This window comes from Pseudoalteromonas xiamenensis (assembly GCF_017638925.1).
GTDB lineage: Bacteria > Pseudomonadota > Gammaproteobacteria > Enterobacterales > Alteromonadaceae > Pseudoalteromonas > Pseudoalteromonas xiamenensis.
Genome location: NZ_CP072133.1, coordinates 108010 through 132401, shown reverse-complemented (window position 1 = coordinate 132401; position 24392 = coordinate 108010). Strand labels below are relative to the sequence as shown.

Genomic DNA, 24392 nt, shown 5'->3' with positions numbered 1-24392 from the left:
GCTTTTTATGACCGAACATCAGAATGTGGATAGTGCTGAAATTGCTAAGTTTGAGGCGATTGCAGAACGTTGGTGGGACCGCGAGGGCGAATTTAAACCATTGCATGACATTAATCCGCTTCGTTTAGATTTTATCCAAAACAAAAGTAATGGCCTTTTCGGTAAAAAAGTACTCGATGTTGGTTGCGGTGGTGGCATTCTTACTGAAAGTATGGCCAAAGTTGGAGCGGATGCGACAGGCATTGACATGGGCCAAGAGCCTCTAAATGTAGCAAAGTTACACGCGCTTGAGGCGGGAGTTAATGTTAGTTATCTGAAAACGCCTGTAGAAGTTTTTGCTGACGAAAACCCTGCTCACTTTGACGTAGTAACCTGTATGGAAATGTTAGAACACGTTCCTGACCCCGCTTCTGTAATCCACGCTGTTGCTAAGCTCGTGAAACCAGGTGGGCAAGTTTTCTTCTCTACTTTAAACAAAACATTAAAAGCCTATCTACTCGCAATTGTTGGCGCTGAAAAAGTCATGAAAATTGTTCCTGATGGAACACACGACCATGATAAGTTCATCCGTCCTGCAACGTTGATTGACTGGGCAGAACAAGCTGACCTGAAAGTAAGAGCAAGTACGGGAATCGAATACTCTCCTCTTTCTAAACAATTCAAATTGAGCAAAGACGTGAGCGTTAACTATATTCTTCACTTTGAGAAACTTGCCTAATGCCGACTGCAAAACCTAGTGCGGTACTTTTTGATCTGGACGGTACATTACTTGATACCGCGCCAGATCTTTTAAAAGCACTCAATGATATTCTAGCACAAGAAGATTTAGACCCTGTAAACGAGGTAGCATTTAGACCAACAGTCTCTGACGGTTCTAAGGCCATGTTGGAGCTTGGTTTTGGCGATGAACTCAAATCACGGGATTTTGAATCACTTAAAACACGATTCTTGTCGCTTTATGAAACGCTCGGTTGTAAGCACTCCGTGTTGTTCGACGGAATTGATTTACTTATTTCGGGATTGATTGCCAACGAAATCAACGTTGCAATTGTTACAAACAAACCCACCTTTCTGACCTTACCCATTGTTAAAAGCATAACAACTCTTTCAAGAATACCGGTCGTGATCTGCGGTGATACGTTAGCACGCGCTAAACCGTACCCAGATCAATTATTGCATGCATGTGATCAATTAAATGTAAACCCATCAGCATGTTGGTATATTGGGGACGCCGAAAGAGATGTGCAAGCCGCTAAAGCCGCTGGAATGAAATCCATCGTGGCGATGTGGGGATACGTTCCTAGTACAAAGGTTGCACAAACTTGGAACGCGGATCAATATGCTACTAACCCATCGGATATTTTTCACAATATGTAGTGACATTGAAGTCAGTTAATACTATATATTGTGTTGTGAGCGCTTTTTGCACGATGTGCTGGCGAATTAAAAATCACTTAATTTACAGAGTAAAAAAAAGCGAAAAAAAGATTTTCGCGAGTTGATTTTTAATTTTTTTACTTTGAACTAAAGTTCAAAGGTTAGTGAGCACTAACGAAAATGGATTATCCCAATGTTATCCACAATCGTGGCCGGATCTGTCCCTTGCAAAAAAAGATCAACCACTCTATCTTGTGATCCTCGGTTTGTGGAGCACCATATATAGTGGTGAAATGCTAAACAAATTTTAGCCCCGTGCGCAAATCATAAAAACACAGTCATTCCTAAGGGATACAGGCACAACTATGAACCAACAGCTATCAGTCACTAAAAGAAACGGCCGCAAAGAGCCGTTGGATCTTGATAAGATCCATCGCGTTATAGAATGGGCAGCAGAGGGATTAGACAACGTCTCTGTTTCACAAGTAGAGCTTAAATCGCACATCCAGTTTTATGATGGCATTCGCACAGAAGACATCCATGAAACAATCATCAAAGCCGCTGCTGACTTAATCTCAAAAGAAACTCCGGATTATCAGTATCTTGCTGCGCGTCTTGCTGTATTCCACTTACGCAAGAAAGCCTATGGTCAATTCGAACCACCACGTTTATACGATCACATCGTTACGATGGTCGAAGATAACCGTTACGATCGCCATTTATTGGTAGACTATACAAAAGAAGAGATTGAACAGCTTGAAGGCTTCCTTGATCATAGTCGCGATCTTAATTTCAGCTACGCCGCGGTAAAACAACTAGAAGGTAAATACCTAGTTCAAAACCGAGTGACTGGCCAAATCTATGAAAGCGCTCAATTCCTTTATATGCTTGTGTCTGCGAGTTTGTTCTCGGGCTATGATAAAGAGTCGCGCTTAGACTATATCCGCCGTTTTTATGATGCGGTATCGACATTCAAAATTTCGTTACCTACGCCTATTATGGCTGGTGTGCGTACACCAACACGTCAATTTAGCTCGTGTGTTCTCATTGAATGTGACGATAGCCTTGATTCAATCAATGCAACATCATCTGCAATAGTTAAATACGTTTCACAGCGTGCAGGGATTGGTATTAATGCCGGTCGCATTCGTGCTCTTGGTAGCCCAATTCGCAATGGCGAGGCTTACCATACTGGCTGTATTCCATTTTACAAACACTTCCAAACCGCGGTTAAGAGCTGTTCTCAAGGTGGCGTTCGCGGTGGTGCTGCTACCCTATTCTACCCATTATGGCACTTGGAAGTTGAAAACTTACTCGTATTAAAGAACAACCGTGGTGTTGAAGAAAACCGCGTACGTCATTTGGATTATGGTGTTCAGTTTAACAAACTAATGTACTCTCGCTTGATTAAAGATGAGTATATTACTCTGTTCAGCCCATCTGACGTGCCTGGACTCTATGACTCATTCTTCCAAGACCAAGCTAAGTTTGAAGAATTGTACGTTAAGTATGAACAAGACGAGTCGATCCGTAAAAAGCGCATTAAAGCAATTGAACTATTCTCAATGTTTGCTCAAGAGCGTGCTAGTACAGGCCGTATCTACTTGCAAAACGTTGACCACTGTAATACACACAGTCCGTTTGACCCAGCGGTTGCGCCTATTCGTCAATCTAATTTATGTTTAGAAATCGCGTTACCAACTAAACCGTTGAACAATGTAAATGACCCAGAAGGTGAAATTGCATTGTGTACGCTATCGGCGTTCAACTTGGGTGCGATTCAATCTCTTGACGAGTTAGAAGAACTCGCTGAGCTTGCAGTTCGTGCACTTGATAACTTGCTTGATTATCAAGACTACCCTGTCCCTGCTGCCTTCAACGCAACAATGGGCCGCCGTACGCTTGGTATCGGTGTTATCAACTTCGCCTATTACCTTGCAAAGAACGGTGTGAAGTATTCTGACGGCAGCGCAAACGGTTTGACGCATAGAACATTCGAAGCGATTCAATATTATCTGATGAAGGCTTCAAATGAACTTGCAAAAGAAAAAGGCGCATGTCCTAAGTTTAACGAAACGACGTATTCAAAAGGCATCATGCCAATCGATACGTACAAGAAAGACTTAGATTCAGTGTGTTCTGAGCCATTGCATTTAGACTGGGATTCACTACGTGAAAACATCGTGAAGTACGGTATGCGTAACTCAACGCTGTCAGCGCTTATGCCTTCTGAAACATCTTCTCAGATTTCGAACGCAACTAACGGTATTGAACCACCACGTGGTCACATTAGTGTAAAAGCAAGTAAAGACGGCATCTTGAAGCAAGTTGTACCAGAATATGATCGTCTAAAAGACAGCTATGAACTTCTTTGGGATATTCCATCTAACGATGGTTACCTACAACTTGTTGGTATTATGCAAAAATTTATCGACCAAACGATTTCTGCAAACACCAATTATGATCCAAACAAGTTTGATGGTGGTAAAGTACCAATGAAGTTGTTGTTGAAAGATCTTTTAACAGCATACAAACTAGGTGTGAAAACATTGTATTACCACAATACGCGTGATGGCGCATCGGATTCTCAAGAGGAATTGAAACCTCAAGTGGAAGACGATGGCTGTGAAGGCGGAGCGTGTAAAATCTAATAATAATTATAGCGGGTCTAAGGCCCGCTTTTTCTGGTATTGAGTGGTTTTTTATGTCTTATTCAACTTTTAGCAGAACGCATAATGATCAGTTAAAAGAACCAATGTTTTTTGGTCAGTCGGTTAACGTTTCTCGTTACGACCAGCAAAAGTTTCCTATTTTTGAAAAGCTTATCGAGAAGCAGTTATCGTTTTTCTGGCGACCAGAAGAAGTGGACGTTAGTAAAGACCGTATCGATTTCCAAGCACTTCCTGAGCACGAGAAGCACATTTTCTTAAGTAACCTTAAGTATCAAACTCTGTTAGATAGTGTTCAAGGTCGTTCGCCGAATGTCGCGTTTCTTCCTATTGTTTCGCTTCCAGAATTAGAAACGTGGATTGAAACATGGGCGTTCAGTGAAACCATTCATAGCCGTTCGTACACGCACATTATTCGTAACGTGACTCAAAATCCTGAGCTTGTCTTTGATGACATCGTGACAAATGACCGTATTTCACAACGCGCAAATGCGGTGACAAAACACTACGATGAGCTAATAGAGAAAGTGGCTATCTACAACCAATATGGTGAAGGTAAACACACTATCAATGGCGAAACCGTTCATATCAATTTGTTTGAATTGAAGAAACTGCTTTATCTATGTGTCATGTCCGTCAACATTCTCGAAGCAATTCGTTTCTATGTTAGTTTCGCGTGTTCGTTTGCGTTTGCTGAACGTGAATTGATGGAAGGTAACGCAAAAATCATTAAGCTAATCGCGCGTGATGAGGCGTTACATTTGTCTGGTACACAGCACATGCTTAATATCATGCAAGAAGGTAAAGACGACCCTGAAATGGCAATCGTCGCTGCCCAGTGCAAAGAGCAAGCAATTGCGATGTTCGTTGAAGCAGCGCAGCAAGAGAAAGAATGGGCGGAATACCTATTCAAAGATGGCTCAATGATTGGTTTGAACAAAGATATTTTGTGCCAATACGTTGAGTACATTACGAATGTACGCATGGCCGCAGTAGGCTTGCCAACGCAATTTGCAAATAAGAGCAACCCGATTCCATGGATTAATGCTTGGCTCGTCTCTGATAACGTTCAGGTTGCTCCACAAGAAGCTGAAATTAGTTCATACCTTGTTGGTCAAATTGACGCGGAAGTAGATGCTTCTGACTTTGGTGATTTCGACCTGTAATGGTTGAAAAATCTATTCCTGTTGTCACATTGACTAATCATAATGAGCCGCTGCAACATGCGGCTCATTCACCTTCCCTGCTTGTGACGTTAGAATCCGCCAAAATAGATGCACCTTACCAATGTCGAGAGGGGTTTTGCGGTGCGTGCAGAGTGAAGCTGATTAAAGGACAGGTCATCTATAATGAAGAACCTCTGGCGTTTGTTCGAGAGGGAGAAGTTCTGACCTGTTGCAGCCAACCGATCACTGATATTGAGATTGAACTATTTTAGCTTGTAGATTTGAGATTCGAAGTAATCACTTTTATTACTCACTGCAATCAAACCATTATCAATAACCACATCCCAATGCAAACTTTGCGTAATACTTTCAGACAACCTTTCAATAAATTCAGCATCTAACAAAAATATACTTAGATTATGCACATGCTGTAATGACGCCAAATCAATGTGTACTGCTTCTTTTACCTGTAACATGACAACCTTATCGTAGACCTTGGCGTATTTTATCATTTCGCTCAATTCCAAATTGTCGCAAAACACCCCAACCAATACATCACCAACCTCATTTTCAAGCCATACATCCGGCATGGGCTTAAATTCATCCTTTTTCCAGTGCGTATGCGGTAAATAAGAAAGAGCACAATACCCTACCAATTTTAAGACAAAATGAGTGAGCGATTCACGCCGACCCACTGCGGTGGTGAAGGATTCAAGATGATTAACATGGTGGAACAGATCCGCAATGTTAATTCGCGCTTTGCAAACAAATGGGTTCATTACACTCTCCTACTTTAACTATAGATTCATTAAAGTAAGCTGCAATTGAAAAGTTATAGTATAACATCATTGAACTACCGATTTTGTGGTGTTATATTATCACACATCAATTAGAAGTTAGGTGGTAGATTAATGAAAACTCGTCCGTCCGTCCTTGCATTTTCAATTGCAAGCGTATTCTTGTCACAAGCTGCAGCAGCCGCGGTTGTAAAAGGTAAAGTCGTTGATACCAATCAACATCCTATCAGCAATGCCAAAATTCATTTACATGGGAAAAGCAACGCTGTGTTTACCGATGCAAATGGTAACTTTTCGATTAATATCGATGCAGATAGCCAACTTCATGTTAGTAAAGACAACTACCTAGATGCGCGACAAGATGTAAAAAGTGAATCTGACTTTGTCAACGTAACTCTTAAACCTTCCTCTGTTGAAAGCATCGTTGTCTTTGCATCTGCTCTACATAAAAACAATATGGAAATGGCGTCGCCAGTTTCCGTGTTATCTGGTGATGAACTCAAAACAAAATCAAAACCAACTCTAGGCGAAACGTTAAAAGGCCAACCAGGTATTGACGCGAGTTACTTCGGTCCAGTCTCGTCAAGCCCCATTATTCGCGGTTTAGATGGCCCTCGAGTAAAAATCACACAAAATGGTCTAGACAGTAGCGATGCATCTCGCGTGGGTCCGGACCATGCCAATACCAACGATTCACTTTCTGCAACGCAAATCGAAGTGTTAAGAGGTCCTGCAACACTGTTGTATGGTTCGGGTGCTATTGGTGGCGTTGTGAACGTTGTCGACAATCGTATTCCAATGGATCAGATTGAAGAGTTTTCTGGTGCGTTTGACTCAAGCCATGACAGCGTTTCGAGTACGGATACGCTATCTCTTCTAGCTGAAGCTGGTGCAAACAACTTCAACTTCCACTTCGATGGTGTGAAACGCAAAGGTGAAGATTACAAGACACCAAAATTTGACGTAATCGACGAACACGATGGAGATGTCGAAACGTTTGAATCCGTTGAAAATACCTTTATCGATAGTCAACAGTTTAACTTTGGTACTAGCTATATTGCAGACCATTTAACGTTAGGTCTTTCTTACGGAAGGATCGATACCGACTACGGTATTCCAGCCCATTCTCACCATCATCATGAACATGAGCACGAAGGTGAAAGTGAAGACGCGGCTGAACATGAAGAAGAAATGCCCGTTTTTGCACGGGTTGACCAAGAAAGATGGCAAGGTTTACTTAACTATGCGATGCATGATTCTTGGCTAGAGGCGATTCAAGTTCGTGCCGGTTACACGCAATATCAGCACAGCGAAATCGAAGATGGTGCGATTGGCACAACGTTTAAAAACAAGTCATCGGAACTTCGTGCAAACTTTGAACATCGTATTTTAGATTGGCACGGTACATTCGGTTACCATTTCTCAAACAGTGACTATGCCGCAATTGGTGAAGAAGCGTTCACGCCTGCAACTAAAACAACGAACCATGCGTTTTATTTACTAGAAGAGAAGCAATTCGGCTTACTGACACTTGAGCTTGGGGCACGTGTTGAGAAGTACAAACTAGAAAGTGATGTAAACACGACGCATCACGATCATGACCATACAGATGAGGCAATTGAAGAATCGGACGCCGATACAATAGCTTATACGTTAGATAAAACGAACGTCAGTGCTTCAATTGGCGGCGTATATCAGTACAAAGAAGGCCATAATGTTGCGATAAACCTCTCTCGATCTGAACGAGCGCCACTGACGGCAGAACTACTTTCAAATGGTGTACACGTAGCAACTGGCACGTATGAGTTAGGTTTGGGCTATCACTTAGAAGATGGCGAAACTCATTTCGAACCAGAAAACATTCAGAAAGAAATTGCGAACAATTTAGATGTAAGCTTCCGACGCTTTGAAGGTAACTTTGGTTATACTTTTAACGTGTATTACAACGACATTGAAAACTACTATTACCAAACAGCGACTGACTATATTTATTCAGCCGATCATGGACTTGAGCTAAATGATCACGACCATGAAGATGCAATGCGCGTGTTCAAATTTGAGAGTAGTGATGCGAAACTTTATGGTGCGGAGCTCGATGCTCATTACCGTTTTGACTCAAGCAATCGCGTGAAACTCTTTGCGGATTCTCTAGTTGCCAAATTAAAAACCGACGAATATTTGCCTCGTATTCCAAGCAATAAGGTCGGCCTAAACTACGAATACGTAAACAATGGCTTGTCGTTTAATGTCACAGGCACGCATTATATGACTCAAAATAATATCGCGAGCTACGAAACGAAAACAGCAAGCTACACACTTTTTGACGCGAGTATCCAGTACGATTTCAACGCGTTGAACAGCGATTTTGTCGCCTACTTTAACGTCGACAATATTACCGATGAGTCTCGGTTTTGTGCACTCGTCGTTCATCAAGGACAAAGCACCATTGCCAGGCCGTAACTTTAAAGTCGGTTTACGTGGTTATTTTTAAAGGAAACTACATCGAGTAGCTTTTCCGGCTTGTCTAAATAAAAAGCCACCTCAATGTTTGAGGTGGCTTTTTTACATTTATTTGCCTAGTAGACCCGTTACGTTGCAAGTACCAAGCGAAAACTCATATAACGAAAAAAGGCCACTAAAGTGGCCTTTGAATCGAAATAAAGTTGCGTCCTTGCTAACTTTTAAGCAGGAATTAATTAGTTAAGTTAGCTACTCGCAGTATCCTCTAACTTTTCTTTCGCTAGTTCGAAAAGTAACGTAGTGACTAACATTGATATTTGTTTTTCTGAAAGCGAGTTATCTTTAGACAACAGCTCTAGTAGTTTATTTTTTTCGCGCGTAATTGCTGACTCAAAATGCCTTGCGCCTAATTCACCCGAAGCCATTTGAGCAAGCGTGGCTTGCAAACTTGCTCGATTGTTCCAAAGAGCTTCACGTAGCTTAATTCGAATGTGCTCTCCCTGACGGTTCGCAACACGGCTACATACATTGGCAATTTGCCGTTCAAACTCGAGCGTCATGTTTTTCACACTCTTTTGAAGTTTTAGCAAAAGCAATACTAAGCGCCTCTCGAGATGAGAGATACTCCTTGTAAAAATGTGCGCGAAAGCCAATTGGCTCTTCACTTGCAGGAACAACGCGTTGATTTTCTTTTTGTCGTTGTTTTAACGTGTCCATATCCGGTGACTTTATACAAAAATCGTGAAGCAGATAATATACAAGCGTAAATCCAATTCACATTACAAGGCATTACACTTGATGTTCAGTATCAGGAAGGTAAAATCTCCAGCCTTACTTATTACTCAGCAGCAAAGCTCATGGAAACTTACCAATTATCCCCAATCGGCTATATTCGCTCTCCATATAAGCAAAAATTTGCAATACCACGCCAGCCTAGATTAGTCCCGGACGCAAAAGCGCGATTAGAATTTTGTCCAGAGTTTTCAAGAGAAGAATTTGTACGTGGTATTAACGAATTTAGCCATCTCTGGGTTATTTTTCGTTTCCACGAAACGGTTGATAAGGGCTTTTCAGCCCTCGTCCGCCCTCCAAGACTAGGTGGCAACGAGAAAAAAGGTGTTTTCGCAACGCGCGCAACGTTTCGACCGAATGGGATAGGTATGAGTGCCGTTAAATTGGAATCAGTAGAATATAAAAATGGTAAGCTCGCACTGATCTTGTCGGGTATAGACCTTTTAGATGGCACACCAGTACTCGATATCAAGCCATATTTGCCTTATTCAGATTCACTAGAAAATGCCAGTGCTGGCTTTGCGGATACTAGACCTCAAACAGACATGACCGTAGTGTTTTCATCTGAAGCAGTTGAAGATCTCAGAAAAATTAAAAATGGCGAACAATTTCAACGTTTTATAGAACAAGTTTTACTTCAAGATCCTCGCCCTGCATACAAAGCCAATCGAGAACCGACACAGCATTACGGGATGTCACTTGATGAATACAACATCAAGTGGCGAGTGGAAGAAAATATAAACACAGTGTTAGAGGTTAAAAAAATCGCTTAAATGTAAAGCAATTTGTACAAATAAACATCAATAACATATCATTTACATATAAACTTAATATATTTCAACGATATGTATCGTTTGTGAATTATTTGTAATTTAGATGTTTATTTTTTTAATTTTTATTCTAGGCTAGAGAGCGTACCTAATACGTACGCTCTCTCCGTTTTTCTGGATACGGAAAAACGTAATAATAATTATGGAGTTTACCTAGATGAAAATCTCTAAAATAGCATTGGCAACACTTGTCGGCTTAGCTGCAGTTTCAACTGCGCACGCCGCTGAAAAGAAGTATCTAAATAAAGAAAAAGTGCTTAGTTCTCTAAGTGCAACTGGCGTGTCTGTAATGGGCAACGGCAATGGCAAAGCTAAAAACATCATTGGCCTTTCTGCGTTTGATGACCTTGTCGAACTAAAATCATTTGGTCACAACGATGGCAAAATCACCAAACGTTACCAACAGTTCTTCATGGGCATACCGGTAATTGGCGACACAGTAAGTTTAACGTTTGGTGACAAAGGTAACTTGGCTCGCGCTCACGGTGCGGCTATTTACAAAATCCATCAAGACCTTACGTCTGTAACTCCTTCTATCAAAGCAAACAAAGCGTTCAGCATTGCTAAAGGTGTTGCGAGCGTTCAAGCGAAAGGCGAAGTAAGTGAGTTAGCAGTTGAAAATCGTTCAGAGCGTCTAGCAATTTGGTTAGACAACGATTCAAAAGCGCGCTTAGTATGGGAAATTACTTATGTAACTTACGGTGATGAGCCTTCACGTCCATATATCTTAGTTGACGCAATCAACGGTGAAGTATTACAGCAATTTGATAATCTTCAACACGCTAATGCGACAGGCCCTGGTGGAAACCAAAAAACAGGCCAATATAATTATGGTACGGATTACGGTTACTTAGATGTAGTGCAATCAGGTAGCACGTGTAAAATGGAAACGGCTAACGTTAAAACAGTTAACCTTAACCACGGCACAAGCGGCACAACTGCACACAGCTTTACTTGCCCAGAAAACACAGTAAAACAAATCAACGGGGCATATTCTCCACTAAACGATGCTCATTACTTCGGTAACGTTGTATACAACATGTATGATGCATACGTTGGTGCTGCACCATTATCATTCCAATTACAAATGCGCGTTCACTATAGCAACAACTATGAAAACGCATTCTGGGATGGTAGTGCAATGCACTTCGGTGACGGCGCATCAACATTCTACCCTCTCGTAAGTCTTGATGTTTCTGCACACGAAGTTAGCCATGGTTTCACAGAGCAAAACTCAGGCTTAGTTTACAGTGGTAAATCAGGTGGTCTTAATGAAGCATTCTCAGATATGGCAGGTGAAGCAGCTGAGTTCTTCATGAAAGGCACGAACGACTGGTTAGTAGGTCAAGAAATCTTCAAGAGCAACGGTGCACTACGTTATATGGATGACCCAACAAAAGACGGTCGTTCAATTGGTCACCAAAATGATTACTACAGCGGTATCGACGTTCACCACAGCTCAGGCGTGTTCAACAAAGCATTCTACCTACTGGCAAAAACATCTGGTTGGGATACGAAAAAAGCATTCCAAGTTATGGCTCGCGCTAACCAACTCTACTGGACAGCAAGCACAAACTGGGATCTTGCAGGTAATGGTGTAATGGATGCAGCTTGTGACCTTGGTTACAGCACGACAGATGTACAAACAGCACTTGCTGCGGTAGGCGTTACATCTAGCAATAGCTCTGGTAGTTCGTGTGGTACACCTCCGCCACCAAACAACGACGAAGTTATCACAAATGGTGTTCCTCGCACAGGTATCAATGGTGCAGCTAAAGAACAATTGTTCTTTAAACTAGAAGTACCTGCTGGCGCATCGAACCTTAAGTTCGATACAACGGGTGGCTCTGGTGATGCTGACCTTTACGTTAAGTTTGGTGCTCGTCCGTCACTAGACACGTACGACTGTAACAGCACATCGTCTACAGCGACAGAATCGTGTTCAATCTCTAACGTACAAGCTGGTACTTATTACGTTATGGTTGAAGCTTGGAACCAAATTTCTGGCGTGACATTAACTGGTTCTTATTCTGGAACAAGTACGGGTAATGACCCAATCGACCGCACAGAAACAAACGTAAGTGTAGCTCGTAATGCATGGACTCACTTTACTCAAGATTTGGCTGCAGGTTACAACAACCTAACAGTTGAAATCTCAGGTGGTTCAGGCGACGCAGACCTTTACGTAAACTTCGGTTCAGAGTCAACAACGTCATCTTTCCTTTGCCGTCCATACAAAAATGGCAACGCTGAGACGTGTACATTCTCTAACCCACAAGCTGGTACTTGGTACATCGACCTACGCGGCTACTCTAGCGCATCAGGTGTAAATCTAAGCATCAAAGCAAACTAATTTAGTTGCAGAAATAAAGGGAGCCTAAGGCTCCCTTTTCACTTCTAGGGAAAAGAAATCATGAAAAAACTACCTATTGTACTTGCTTGTGCTGTTGCGTTTGGTGCGAATGCAAGCGAACCTGAATTTTGGATAACTACGGATGCTAACGCTGGCAAACAATTCCAACTTCAACAAAATATTCAAGGCAAATCATCAACTCTCGTAGAATCGTCCAAAGGCATTGGTTTTATGAAAGTAAACCCAAATGGCGCACATTCACTGAGTGAATTTATGCACACGAATTACCACCGTTGTGGTGGGTTTGTACGTCATGATTCTCTTGATGAAGCTGAGGCGTATTTAGCTCAATTGCAAAATGCGGCTTCAAATCAATTGATGGCAACCTATACGATTGATAATGCAGCTAAAGTCAATGCGATGATTGCTACTATCGATACGTCTTCTTTGGACAATACGGTCAATTCTTTAGCGGCATTTCACAACCGTTATTACACACAACAAACCGGTATTGATGCGTCAAATTGGGTGAAGTCAAAATGGCAGCAAATCGCATCGAGCCGCAGCGATATTTCCGTCAGTGAATTTTCACACAGCTGGGGACAATCTTCTGTGATTGTGACCATACAAGGCGCAGAAAAATCTGACGAGATTGTCATTATCGGTGGTCACTTGGACTCAATAAACCAATCGAGTTCCATCGACAGGCCGAGCACCTGGTGCTGATGATAATGCGTCGGGTATCTCTGTTATCACTGAAGCGCTACAAGCCATTGTAGACACCAATTTCAAACCTCAACGTACCATTCAAATTATTGGATATGCAGCGGAAGAAGTCGGTCTTCGAGGTTCAAAAGCGATTGCGGATAGCTACAAAGCTGCTGGTAAAAATGTTGTCGGTGTCACTCAGTTTGACATGACTGGTGCTCACGGTACATCAACACAAGACATCGTGATGATGACTGACTACACCAACTCTGCACAAAACCAATTCCTTCAGCAACTAATTGAAACCTATCTACCTGATGTGACTTATGGTTATGACCAATGCGGATATGGCTGTTCAGATCACGCCTCATGGTATCAGCAAGGCTACCCTGCATCGATGCCGTTTGAGTCACGCATGAATGACATAAATCACAGCATTCATACAACAGGTGATACAGGCTTTGACTCATCGCACGCAGAAAAATTTGCTAGGTTGGCTGTTGCATTCCTTGGAGAATTAGCTAAAAACGCTGGCGATGTGATCCCTGAGCCAAACAATAAGTTAGAAAATGGAGTTGCGAAAACAGGCATTTCAGGTTCAGCAAAAGAACAACTGTTCTATACAATGGATGTTCCTGCTGGCTCGAGTAACTTAAAGTTTACGACGACTGGTGGCACGGGTGATGCGGATCTCTATGTTAAATTCGGTGCGAAGCCTACTTTACAAGATTTTGATTGTAAGAGCACAACCTCGACGAGCAACGAAACATGTTCATTAAGCCCGGTACAAACAGGGACTTATCACGTAATGGTTGAAGCATGGAATGAAGTGCAAGGTGTCAGCTTGATGGGTCAATACTCAGGCACATCGCCAACAGATCCAACGCCAATTAACGATGTCGAAAATGGTATTGCGGTTGCCCGCAACGCTTGGGTAAAACGTCAAGTAAATCTCGGTGCTGGCTATAGTAATTTGAATGTTGCTATTAGTGGCGGTTCGGGCGATGCAGACCTTTACGTAAAATTCGGCTCAGATGTTACAACTTCTAACTACGATTGCCGTCCATATAAAAATGGCAACGAAGAAACATGTAGCTTCAACAATCCAGGTGCTGGTACTTGGTACATCGGACTACAAGGTTATCAAAATGCCACGGATGTTACTTTGACGATTACTGCAAACTAACTCCCTTTCAAGGCCAAATTGCACATAGAAACGACGATTTGGCCTTTTTCTCAAATCACGCAGAAAAAACCCGTTAATATCGTTAACAAGTGCTTTTGTACTGTGCGTCTCGCTGCTAAACTACGGCTCTATTTAAAGCTGCAATTCGAATAAAAAAACGGAAAGAAAATGCGTACTAGTCAATATATTTTAGCGACGTTGAAAGAAACGCCTTCAGACGCTGAGGTAATTAGCCATCAGTTGATGTTGCGCGCTGGGATGATCCGCAAACTTGCATCAGGTCTTTATACTTGGTTGCCAAGTGGATTAAAGGTGCTTCGTAAAGTGGAAGCCATTGTTCGTGATGAAATGAACAAAGCTGGCGCGATTGAAGTGCTTATGCCCGTTATGCAACCCGCTGATCTTTGGCAAGAATCTGGTCGTTGGGAACAATTCGGTCCAGAACTATTACGTATTAAAGACCGTCACGATAGACCATTTGCATTAGGTCCAACACACGAGGAAGTAATTACAGATCTGGTACGTCGTGAAATTAGCAGTTACAAGCAACTTCCACTTAACTTATATCAAGTACAAACAAAAGTACGTGATGAAGTTCGTCCACGTTTTGGTGTAATGCGTTCTCGTGAATTCTTAATGAAAGATGCCTACTCATTCCACCTAAGTGACGAGTGTTTAGCGCAAACGTATCAACGCATGCATACGGCTTATTGCAACATTTTCGACCGTTTAGGTTTAGATTATCGCCCAGTAATTGCAGACACAGGCTCTATCGGTGGTAGCGTATCTCACGAATTCCATGTACTTGCGGAATCAGGCGAAGATGCAATCGCATTTAGTGACGCAAGTGACTATGCAGCAAACATTGAAAAAGCAGAAGCATTAGCACCAAATGTTGAGCGCCCTGCACCTTCACAAGCACTTGAAACGTTTGCTACACCAAATGCAAAAACAATTGCCGATTTGGCAGAGCAGCATAATATTCCGGCAACGAGCAGTGTTAAAACACTCATCGTTTATGGAAAAGCTGACGAAGCGGGTAATCGTGGTTTAGTCGCGCTTGTACTACGTGGCGACCATGAATTAAACGAGCTCAAAGCAGACAAGCACTCTCTTGTCTTTGCTCCACTTGAAATGGCGAAAGAAGAAGACATCGTTGCTGCCATTGGTGCACGTCCAGGTTCTATCGGTCCTGTGGGCCTTACAATTCCTGTACTAGTTGACCGCTCGGCTGCGGTTCTTGCTGATTTTGTTGCTGGTGCTAATAAAGATGGTGAACATTACCGCGGCATCAACTGGGATAGAGACGTAACAGGACACGAGGTTGTTGACTTACGTAATGTGGTTGAAGGTGATCCAAGTCCATGTGGTCAAGGCACTCTTCAAATCAAACGTGGTATTGAAGTTGGTCATATATTCCAATTAGGTTCTAAGTACTCAGAAGCGATGAAAGCAGCTGTACTAGGTGAAAATGGTAAAAACCAAACCATGACAATGGGCTGTTATGGCGTTGGCGTATCGCGCATTGTTGCAGCAGCAATTGAGCAAAATAACGATAAGTTCGGTATTATTTGGCCAACTGCGATTGCGCCATTTGAGCTTGCGATTGTGCCAATGAACATGCACAAATCTCACCGTATTCCAGGTGTTGCAGAAGAACTATACACCGCACTTCAAGCCAATGGCGTTGATGTATTATTTGATGATCGTAAAGAACGTCCAGGTGTTATGTTTAATGACATGGAACTCATTGGCATCCCTTACACATTAGTCATCGGTGAGCGTAACTTAGACAATAACGAAGTTGAACTTAAGAACCGTCGCACAGGTGAAGCTACGTTGCTTTCTATCGAAGAAGCGGTCGCAACAATTACTAAAGCGATTAAAGGCTAAGTAGAATCGTTTTTGTACAATCTAATTAAAAGGCAGCAACCGCTGCCTTTTGTCATTTTATCTTCAGCAATTTGTATCTTTTCTGTCATGTAATCTCAGTAAGGTTGTCATTATTACACTGGAGACACTGGCAATGTCCGACAAAAAACGCTACTACCCTACTATCTGGCTCTCTGACATTCATCTTGGCTCTAAAGATTGTAAAGCTGACTTCTTGCTCGACTTTTTAAATAGTACACAATGCGATACGTTGTATTTGGTTGGCGACATTGTCGATTTGTGGTCCTTAAAGCGCCAATTTTATTGGCATAAAAGTCATTACGCCGTGCTTGAGGCTATCCAACAAAAGGTGCTTCAAGGCACCCGTGTCGTCTATATCCCTGGCAACCATGATGAAACGTTTAGAAAATACGTTGGCCAGTTTTTAATGGGTGTGGAAGTACTGCGCTCTTGTGTGCACACAACTCAGCAAGGTAAACGCTACTTGCTTGTGCATGGCGACGACTTTGATTCAGTCACGCGGTATAACCGATTAGTCAGCTGGCTTGGTGACCAAGGCTATGACTTCTTGCTGTTTTTAAATCGTTGGAGTAATCGACTTCGCAGGCCTTTTGGTGGACGTTACTGGTCGCTTGCTTCTTGGATTAAGAATCGTGTCCACAAAGCAAAATCCGCTATCGAGGCGTTTGAACATGCCGCAGCTCGTGAAGCAAAACGACAAGGGATGGATGGGATCGTATGCGGTCATATTCACCAGCCCAATATGCGAATGATAGACGGCGTGATGTATTGCAACGATGGTGACTGGATTGAGAACTGCACCGCATTGGTTGAACATACAGGTGGTCAACTTGCATTGTTGCATTGGTCAGACGTTAAAAAAGTACTACAAATTCGCAAGTCCAAGGCTAAAGAATCAGAAAAATCAAAAACCTATCAAGCAGCATAAGCTTGTTCAGGCTTTAAGTTTTGTTGTCTTTACGTTGAATATTCGAAGGGACTTACTATAGTTATTGATAATCATCCTTATTGAGCGCGTGTCGGTGTTAAAAATAGTCTTAGCCGTTTCAGCCTTATTTTTATCTCCGATCACGTATTCGTCGGTTGAGCATGCCCCTACCCAAAAAGTACTCGATGAGGCACAAGATTATTTAACGGTTGATCCTTCCTATACACTAAAACTACTAGGCCAAGTGCCTAACATCGAATCACTTCCACCCGCACTCTTTGTGCGTTTGCATATTATCGCACTGCGTGCCTATGTACCCACAAATCAGCTAGACAACATGCTCAATTCTCTCGATGCTCTCTTCAGTCATTCTGATGAGCCTTTTTTTATTGATAATGCTACCGCCGTATTAAGTGGTTTAGGTATTTGGCTGCGGCGCAATAGATATTTGGAAGATTCACAGGTGAGTTTGGAATGTGCATATGAACTCGCCCACACAGATAAACAACGCTTCACACTGACAAACAGCTTAGCGTTAGTTTCACGCCAACTCAATGAATATGAAAAAGCACAGGATCTCTATAGTAGACTATTGAGTTTGGCTGAACAAAATGAGCAAACAAGCCTTTTTGCAATGATCCACAATAATTTGGGCGCAATTGATCTCGACCTAGGCCGAATTAAAAATGCTGAGCAACACTTTCGAATTTCGTTAGAAAAATATCAATCTGTCGATAAACGCTCTGGCATCATTTCTGCTGGAATAAACCTACTGTTTGCGTTTATTTTGCAAGAACAAATCATCAATTTTGAGCGACTGTACGAACCGACTTCAAATCTCACTACCGCCTTTCCCAACGACTCTAAGAAAGCACTACTTTTTTGGTTAAAAACACGTTTTGATCAATTAGAAGGAAAATACCTCACACCCAGCATTGAACATCGATTAAAGGTTGCTTACTCGCAACTCGAAGACGATAAAATCCGAAAACTAGTGTACGAAAATTTAGCGTCGAAACTCGGTATTGATGTTGAAAAGCCACCAGCGAGAACACCTCAATCTTTTAATTCTCCTTGGTTTAAAGAGGTCCAAGATTGTAAATGGAAAACCCTGATTGCTGAATATCAACATTCGCCAACTGATTGAAAACTTCCAAGATAAGTTAATTCAACATGTATCAGACAATCTAAGTTAGCTTACTTTTACGTACCCTATTAAACATTAATAGAGATTCGGACACAGACACAAAATTTTGCTTCCCACATCGAGTTCGTTATGTGGCTTGTCTAAAGGCTTTATATACACCTCTTCATCATATAAACCAGATCAAGTTTCTATTGCAAACCCCCGAATCGGATTAACTCAACTTGCAATTAAATAAATAACGATGAGTAGAATAATCCTTTCACTATCGCTTACGATAGATATCAACGAGTAATCAAAATCTTAAAGTTCGCTAAATGAACTTGCACATACCAAGGCCTAGCGCACTTCCATCTCGCTTCAAATATTCAAAGCGTGCATAGAAATCTTCTTTTCCTTTTGCTGCGAGGAGACCTATCGTCGCGCCTTTCTTTGCTTTGGTTAAGAGCCATTGTTCGATGCCATTCATCACCATTTGACCAAACCCCAGACCCTGACACTTTGGATGCACTATGATGTCTTGAAGATAGAAATACATGTAACCATCGCCGATAACACGCCCACAGGCGACTAATTCTTTACCCCTAACAATGGTTATCCAAAACAGACTAGATTGAATGCTCTGTTCAATCTCATCCAACGAATCCAAATTGTTCCAACCTATAGATTCTCGAAGTTGTATAAATTGACTTGCGCTCGGTGCGACGTGTGATATTTCAATATCTACATCATTTCTATTGTTTTTGTCAGTGAGAGTTACCAAAATCATTCCTTATTAAACGATTCGTTTACCAGTTCCCAGTTTAAATATTGGTGCGTTGCGAGCGTTAGAAGTGCGCTATCCTCGTCTGTATCTCCATAGGCATAAATTGAATGATAAGCGGATAAATCACAGAGGCCTTGTACAAGTAACGCCTTGGTTTCACAGCTAACATCACCGTGGCGATACAAGCCAGATAATCGGTTTGCTCCTGATAGCTCGCTACACAAAAGCTCAACGCCTAAAGTTCGACTCCAAGGAGTTAAATATGCATCTAAAGACGCTGACACAACAACAACTCTGTCCCCCCTTGCCTGATGCCACTTGATTCGCTCAAGCGCTATTTCTCGCAAATGTTTGCTGATGACCGACTTTACAAAGTATTGTCCGTCATTTTCTATTTTATTTCGGCGTTTACCGACAAAGGCTAAAAAACTCACGAGGGGTCGCATTTTCCTTGCAGGTAACAGCTTCAATTTATAGAGCACCAACGCGGGTATCAATATGGGGCTGGTCATTACGCGTCTCGATAACGACGTAGTGTGTTTAACAAACGGCGTGTACATTTCCGTGTCGGTAATTGTTCCATCAAAATCAAAGAGCGCTAAGTCCACCTGAAGCCTTGTTATTGTTTTGAAAATCGGCTTATTCCATCATACCGAAGAAAAGATAGGCATAAAAGAAAACGTCGGCTAGAAAGTATTGACTACATAAAAGCACAAAGGCCACTTTGTGCTTTTATCGGTTCGCCAATTAAATTCAGTTACGGTGTGTAGTAGATTGGCGAGTTGGGTCCGACCGGTAAACCAAAACCGAATACCCAGACATAAAATAACGTAACCCAACCCACCAAAAAGATCATACTGTAGGGCAGCATCATTGCGACCAATGTACCAATTCCCATGTCTTTTTTGTATTTAGTCGCCACAGCGAGTATTAAGCCAAAGTAACTCATCATTGGCGTGATTAAATTCGTTACCGAATCGCCGATTCGATAAGCCGCTTGAATTGTTTCTGGTGCGTAACCGATTAGCATCAACATGGGTACAAAAATCGGCGCAGTCACTGCCCATTGCGCAGAGGACGAGCCTAAACTCAAATTCACTACCGCACACATAAAGATGAATAGCACAAAGACTTCTGGACCAGTTAGGTGTAAAGCATGTAAAAGCTCTGCACCATTGATAGCCATGATAGTGCCGAGATTAGTCCATTTAAAAAAAGCGACGAATTGCGCAGCAAAGAACACAAGTACAATATACATTCCCATTGAACTCATACTTTTGCTCATTGCATTGATTACGTCTTTGTCATTTTTTACCGTGCCTACAACGCGGCCATAGACAAAGCCTGGTACAGCAAAAGAAACAAAAATAAATACCACGATTCCTTTTAAAAACGGTGAGTCCGCGACTTCACCCGTGGTCGGATGACGTAATATGCCCTCGTCAGGCACAATTGTTAACGCAAGGAGCGCGCACACCACAAGTAACGCCAAACCAGCACTTTTTAGGCCACGTTTTTCAGTTACTGATAACTGTTCAATGTTATTAGGAGGTAGATCGGGACCTGCATCATTTTCGTGGTACTTACCAAGTCTTGGTTCAACAATTTTTTCCGTTACCCACGTGCCAAGCGCTGCAATTAGGAAAACAGAAATCATCATAAAATACCAGTTTGCTTCAGGCCCAACTTCATAACTCGGGTCTATCATTTGTGCCGCAGGCGTTGTAATTCCTGCAAGCAATGGGTCAATAGTACCCAACAATAAATTCGCACTGTAACCACCAGAAACCCCAGCAAACGCTGCGGCAAGACCCGCCAAGGGATGGCGTCCCAGACTATGGAAAATCATTGCTGCAAGTGGAATAAGTACTACGTAACCAAGTTCAGAAGCCGTATTTGACAATATCGCCGCTAAAACAATCATAAAGGTGACTAGACGGTTTGATGCACCAACCACCATACCTCTCATCGCAGCCGATAATAAGCCTGAATGCTCGGCAACACTGACGCCAAGCAACGCAACTAACACCGTGCCAAGAGGAGCAAAACCGGTAAAATTGGTAACAAGCCCTGTTACAATTTTTTGTAGTCCTTCGGCGCTGAGTAAGCTTACAACTTCAATAACACCGTCTGGGTCTCGACCCCTTGCGCCTTCGGGTCTTGGGTCAATAGCGCTTAGCCCTACCCAATCGGCAATGCCACTGATGATCACGATGCCGAGGGCGAACAGAGCAAACAATGTAATTGGATGAGGAAGTAAATTACCTAAGTATTCGACTGTTGCTAAAAAGCGATTAAATAGCCCTTTAGGTTCATTAGAATAAGAAGCGGAATGAGAGGTCTGGCCCATAATTAGCCCCAAAATATCAACAAAGCCGCAAATCTAACATTATGGGAACAACGCGTCTTTTAGATTAGATGGGACTACAATTATCAAAGATGAGTAGACAAAATCAAACCGATTTTGTCTACATTTCAAAACTATCTAAATAGCACACTTTCGCGGCTAAACCAGCGCACACAGCAAACCAATAACACGCCACCAAGTACGGCTGTTGAAGCAAAAATAAGCCACATTGAACCAACATCTATAGTCCCTTTAATGATGTCTTTAATGGCTAGAGAGACGTTAGTGATTGGAATAAGTGCCGTTGTGCTATTCAACTGCATGTTCGGCATCACCGACGCCATCATTGGCAATATCACCAGCAGATTAAGTGAATCCATGTAGTTTTGGGCTTCTTTAAAGGTTCTCGCGTAAATTGAGATGGCAAGTACCAGTGAGGACAAAATTGCCGCGACTGGAAGTAACAACATAAAAATTAACGCAAACTCTTTAAAGCCGACACTCGCAAACGCATTTTTCACGACGCCAATTTCGATAAAACTAATTGCTATCCCCACCCACAAACTGAGTGATAACACTGTAATTATTGCACTTGAAACGGAGGTTGTGAGTAGCGTAAAAAACTTACCAAGCACCAGTTGTGTACGAGAAACCGGCGTTAGCAACAAGGTTTCGAGTGTTCCTCGCTCCTTTTCACCCGCCCCCATGTCTATCGCAGGATAGATTGCCCCCGCCAAAATCAAAGGAATTAACAGATATGGAATGATACCACCAAGTTTTTCGCCTAAGTTTTCCCGTTTATCTGCCGTATCCACTTTCTTTAATTGGATTGGGTGTAAGACGGCTTGATGAACGCGTTTTTCGATACCCGCTTTTTCCAATGCGTTACCAACTAACTCATCTGAGAATTTCTTTTGCAGGTCTTCAATTCGAGAGTAAATAAAGCTAATCGCCTTAGCGTCGTTAAAAACAATCGACCAAGACGTTTGCTTACCTTCCGTCATTGCTTGCGTTGGGTCAGCACTGATAAAAATACCGACATCAATTTGATTGGTTTTAACTGCTTCAACGAGATCTTCAACACTGGTATATTCGCCCTGTGTTTTGGCCTGTTTAAAACTCTTGTGATAAAAAAGGCGCTCAGAAAAGGTCGGGGCAAATTCTGGATTTACAATGGCAAATTGGTGTACCTTTTGCTCGGCACTCATCGCTGCTTGAGAACTTAAAAACGCCATAAAGCCCATGATGAGCGGGAAAATCAAAAGGGGTAAAGCAATAACAAAAAACAGTGTTTTTTTATCGCGTAGTAATTCGAGCAGTTCTTTTTTATAGATCTCAAACATGCTGTGATGCTCCCACAATGTTCAAAAACGCCCTATTCATTTCACCGTCTTCGCTGTGCGTTTTAAACGATAAGACTGAACCATCAAAACAACTTCTGCCTTTATCGATAACATGTACACGGTCACACAACATCGCGACTTCATCGAGATGATGTGTTGAAAATATCACAGGCGTTCCTTCACGCTTAAGTCCCTCAATAAAACTAAGTACGGTCTGCTTCGTCATAATATCCAAGCCCGTTGTCGGTTCGTCTAACACGACAATTTTAGGACTGTGCACAACGGCTCGAGCAATGTTGGTTTTTTGCTTCATACCCGTTGAAAGTGTGTCTGCACGTTTATCTAAAAAGCTATGCATTTCGAGCAAATCAAAGAGACTTTCTAATCTGTCTTTTAACGCTTGTCCTTTGATACCGTGCAACTTGGCAAAGTAAGTGATGTTTTCTTTTGCGGTAAGTCGCCCGTAGAGACCCGTACTGCCTGATAAAAAGCCGATCATTCGACGCCCTAAAATCGGGTCTTTTACGATACTCTTTCCATCGATAATAATGTCGCCAGCATCCGGCGTCAGTGCGGTAGAAAGCATTCTTAGGGTTGTCGTTTTTCCCGCACCATTTGGGCCAAGCAACCCCAACACTTCACCTTCAGCACAATTAAACGAAACAGCTTCCACCGAGTGGAAAAAACCGTCGCGTTCGCGAGGATCCTTGTTGACTTCAACAGGCTTGCTCTTCACTTGCAGTTTAAATTTCTTTTGTAACTGCGTAAGTTCAATCATTTATGCGTCCTTTTCGGCCTAAAATAGTCGGTATTACTGTAAAAATCTGGATTCTCATTGTCATGCCACCAGCTAGGGATCCCTAACAGCGGTAGCGGCGACATCGACTTGTTATTTTTTAGAATGTGTTGAAATGAAATCATCTGAACGAGTTGCTCATCAAGGAACGCATATCGATCTTTTGTTGATAATGAGAAATACTCTTCGTCCACAATAACTGGTAATAACTTGCCTGTAAGTCCTTCAAATGGTGCGGTCATCATTTCGTAATTGGCATGACCAAACATCACTGCTTCGATTTCTTTACCCCACTCCTCTCTGTGCGTGATAAAAACATCCTGCCATTGATGATTTTGCAACTGTTCAATTCGTTTTAGGTTTGTTGTAACGACAAGAACACCGCACTCGTCCCATAAAGTAATCGCATTACGCATTGGCGTTCTGGTTTTTAAGCCACTTTGCTGGATATCTTGCATATGCAGTACGTTGAGTAACGCTTTGGTTTTGGGAAATAGACACCAAATCAATGCACCAAAAAGATCATGCCAATTCTCTTCTCGAGTAGGTACTTGTCCCGTTTCGTATATGATGGCTTCGTAATATCGCGTTTCATCGGCCAGCTTGGCATTTTCAACAAATTCTACCGTTTGACCACCGCCAACGGTGGCGTGAACAAAACGATTCAGCCAATCGCAACTGGGCCAATCAAGCTGTTTGTCGATATTAAATAGCGCGTTTAATGTGGCATAGACTGGATTCAAGAAAACGTCTGGTTGCCATTGTGTACTTGGGTTAAATCGCTTCATCTAAAAAAGGCATGAGAAGTTTTGCCAA

The 24392-nt window shown here is 42.2% G+C and carries 18 protein-coding genes and 2 pseudogenes; 12 read left to right on the top strand and 8 right to left on the bottom strand.

The genetic code is table 11. The features are described 5' to 3' along the window. The first annotated feature begins 7 nt into the window (after positions 1–7). From ubiG to yfaE, 5 genes are all read left to right on the top strand, one after another. Positions 8–718, top strand: coding sequence for a bifunctional 2-polyprenyl-6-hydroxyphenol methylase/3-demethylubiquinol 3-O-methyltransferase UbiG (ubiG, locus tag J5O05_RS00800; RefSeq protein ID WP_208843181.1), 711 nt, complete (start codon positions 8–10; stop codon positions 716–718). Beyond that, on the top strand, positions 718–1377 hold the full coding sequence (locus J5O05_RS00795) for an HAD family hydrolase (protein WP_208843180.1): 660 nt from the start codon (positions 718–720) through the stop codon (positions 1375–1377). Before ubiG ends, J5O05_RS00795 begins: the two co-directional genes overlap by 1 nt. Positions 1378–1742: 365 nt before the next feature. Next, positions 1743–4028, top strand: a complete 2286-nt coding sequence (nrdA, locus tag J5O05_RS00790) for a class 1a ribonucleoside-diphosphate reductase subunit alpha (RefSeq protein ID WP_208843179.1) — start codon at positions 1743–1745, stop codon at positions 4026–4028. A gap of 53 nt (positions 4029–4081) precedes the next feature. Next, positions 4082–5212 (top strand): class Ia ribonucleoside-diphosphate reductase subunit beta, encoded by a 1131-nt coding sequence (gene nrdB, locus J5O05_RS00785; protein WP_208843178.1) that lies wholly within the window; start codon positions 4082–4084, stop codon positions 5210–5212. Then, positions 5212–5484, top strand: coding sequence for a class I ribonucleotide reductase maintenance protein YfaE (yfaE, locus tag J5O05_RS00780; protein ID WP_208843177.1), 273 nt, complete (start codon positions 5212–5214; stop codon positions 5482–5484). Before nrdB ends, yfaE begins: the two co-directional genes overlap by 1 nt. Here the strand turns inward: yfaE and J5O05_RS00775 are convergent. Further along, positions 5476–5991 carry a YaeQ family protein gene (locus tag J5O05_RS00775; RefSeq protein WP_208843176.1) on the bottom strand — a complete coding sequence of 172 codons (516 nt, stop codon included), beginning with the start codon at positions 5989–5991 and terminating at the stop codon, positions 5476–5478. The two genes, yfaE and J5O05_RS00775, sit on opposite strands and share 9 nt — an antisense overlap. A gap of 132 nt (positions 5992–6123) precedes the next feature. Here J5O05_RS00775 and J5O05_RS00770 point away from each other — a divergent pair. Then, positions 6124–8500, top strand: a pseudogene (locus tag J5O05_RS00770) (TonB-dependent receptor). 214 nt (positions 8501–8714) lie between these two features. Here J5O05_RS00770 and J5O05_RS00765 read toward each other — a convergent pair. Continuing rightward, on the bottom strand, positions 8715–9029 hold the full coding sequence (locus J5O05_RS00765) for a hypothetical protein (RefSeq protein ID WP_208843175.1): 315 nt from the start codon (positions 9027–9029) through the stop codon (positions 8715–8717). A gap of 297 nt (positions 9030–9326) precedes the next feature. On the opposite strand from J5O05_RS00765, the gene tsaA reads away from it, so the two are divergent. From tsaA to J5O05_RS00735, 6 genes and pseudogenes are all read left to right on the top strand, one after another. Further along, positions 9327–10034, top strand: coding sequence for a tRNA (N6-threonylcarbamoyladenosine(37)-N6)-methyltransferase TrmO (gene tsaA, locus J5O05_RS00760; RefSeq protein WP_208843174.1), 708 nt, complete (start codon positions 9327–9329; stop codon positions 10032–10034). 214 nt (positions 10035–10248) lie between these two features. Next, entirely contained in the window at positions 10249–12444 is a 2196-nt protein-coding gene (locus tag J5O05_RS00755) for a M4 family metallopeptidase (protein ID WP_208843173.1), read from the top strand. A gap of 60 nt (positions 12445–12504) precedes the next feature. Beyond that, positions 12505–14338, top strand: a pseudogene (locus J5O05_RS00750) (M28 family metallopeptidase). A 168-nt stretch (positions 14339–14506) separates the two neighbouring features. Next, complete coding sequence (locus J5O05_RS00745) at positions 14507–16231, top strand: proline--tRNA ligase (RefSeq protein ID WP_208843172.1); 1725 nt, start codon at positions 14507–14509, stop codon at positions 16229–16231. Between the two features lie 133 nt (positions 16232–16364). After that, the gene (locus tag J5O05_RS00740) at positions 16365–17180 is read left to right on the top strand and encodes a UDP-2,3-diacylglucosamine diphosphatase (protein ID WP_208843171.1); all 816 of its coding nucleotides are present in this window, start codon (positions 16365–16367) and stop codon (positions 17178–17180) included. A 64-nt stretch (positions 17181–17244) separates the two neighbouring features. Further along, the gene (locus J5O05_RS00735; protein WP_208843170.1) at positions 17245–18327 is read left to right on the top strand and encodes a tetratricopeptide repeat protein; all 1083 of its coding nucleotides are present in this window, start codon (positions 17245–17247) and stop codon (positions 18325–18327) included. A 310-nt stretch (positions 18328–18637) separates the two neighbouring features. Here the strand turns inward: J5O05_RS00735 and J5O05_RS00730 are convergent, their stop codons facing one another. The 6 genes from J5O05_RS00730 to J5O05_RS00705 form a co-directional block, all read right to left on the bottom strand. Continuing rightward, positions 18638–19087, bottom strand: a complete 450-nt coding sequence (locus J5O05_RS00730) for a GNAT family N-acetyltransferase (protein WP_244369716.1) — start codon at positions 19085–19087, stop codon at positions 18638–18640. A 2-nt stretch (positions 19088–19089) separates the two neighbouring features. After that, a complete protein-coding gene (locus J5O05_RS00725; RefSeq protein WP_208843168.1) occupies positions 19090–19698 on the bottom strand; it encodes an HAD-IB family hydrolase in 609 nt (202 codons plus the stop codon). A gap of 149 nt (positions 19699–19847) precedes the next feature. Then, positions 19848–21440, bottom strand: coding sequence for an AbgT family transporter (locus J5O05_RS00720; RefSeq protein WP_208843167.1), 1593 nt, complete (start codon positions 21438–21440; stop codon positions 19848–19850). A 131-nt stretch (positions 21441–21571) separates the two neighbouring features. After that, complete coding sequence (locus J5O05_RS00715) at positions 21572–22780, bottom strand: ABC transporter permease (protein ID WP_208843166.1); 1209 nt, start codon at positions 22778–22780, stop codon at positions 21572–21574. After that, a complete protein-coding gene (locus J5O05_RS00710; RefSeq protein WP_208843165.1) occupies positions 22773–23558 on the bottom strand; it encodes an ATP-binding cassette domain-containing protein in 786 nt (261 codons plus the stop codon). Before J5O05_RS00710 ends, J5O05_RS00715 begins: the two co-directional genes overlap by 8 nt. Continuing rightward, positions 23555–24364, bottom strand: coding sequence for a DUF3025 domain-containing protein (locus J5O05_RS00705; RefSeq protein ID WP_208843164.1), 810 nt, complete (start codon positions 24362–24364; stop codon positions 23555–23557). Before J5O05_RS00705 ends, J5O05_RS00710 begins: the two co-directional genes overlap by 4 nt. Positions 24365–24392: the final 28 nt, after the last annotated feature.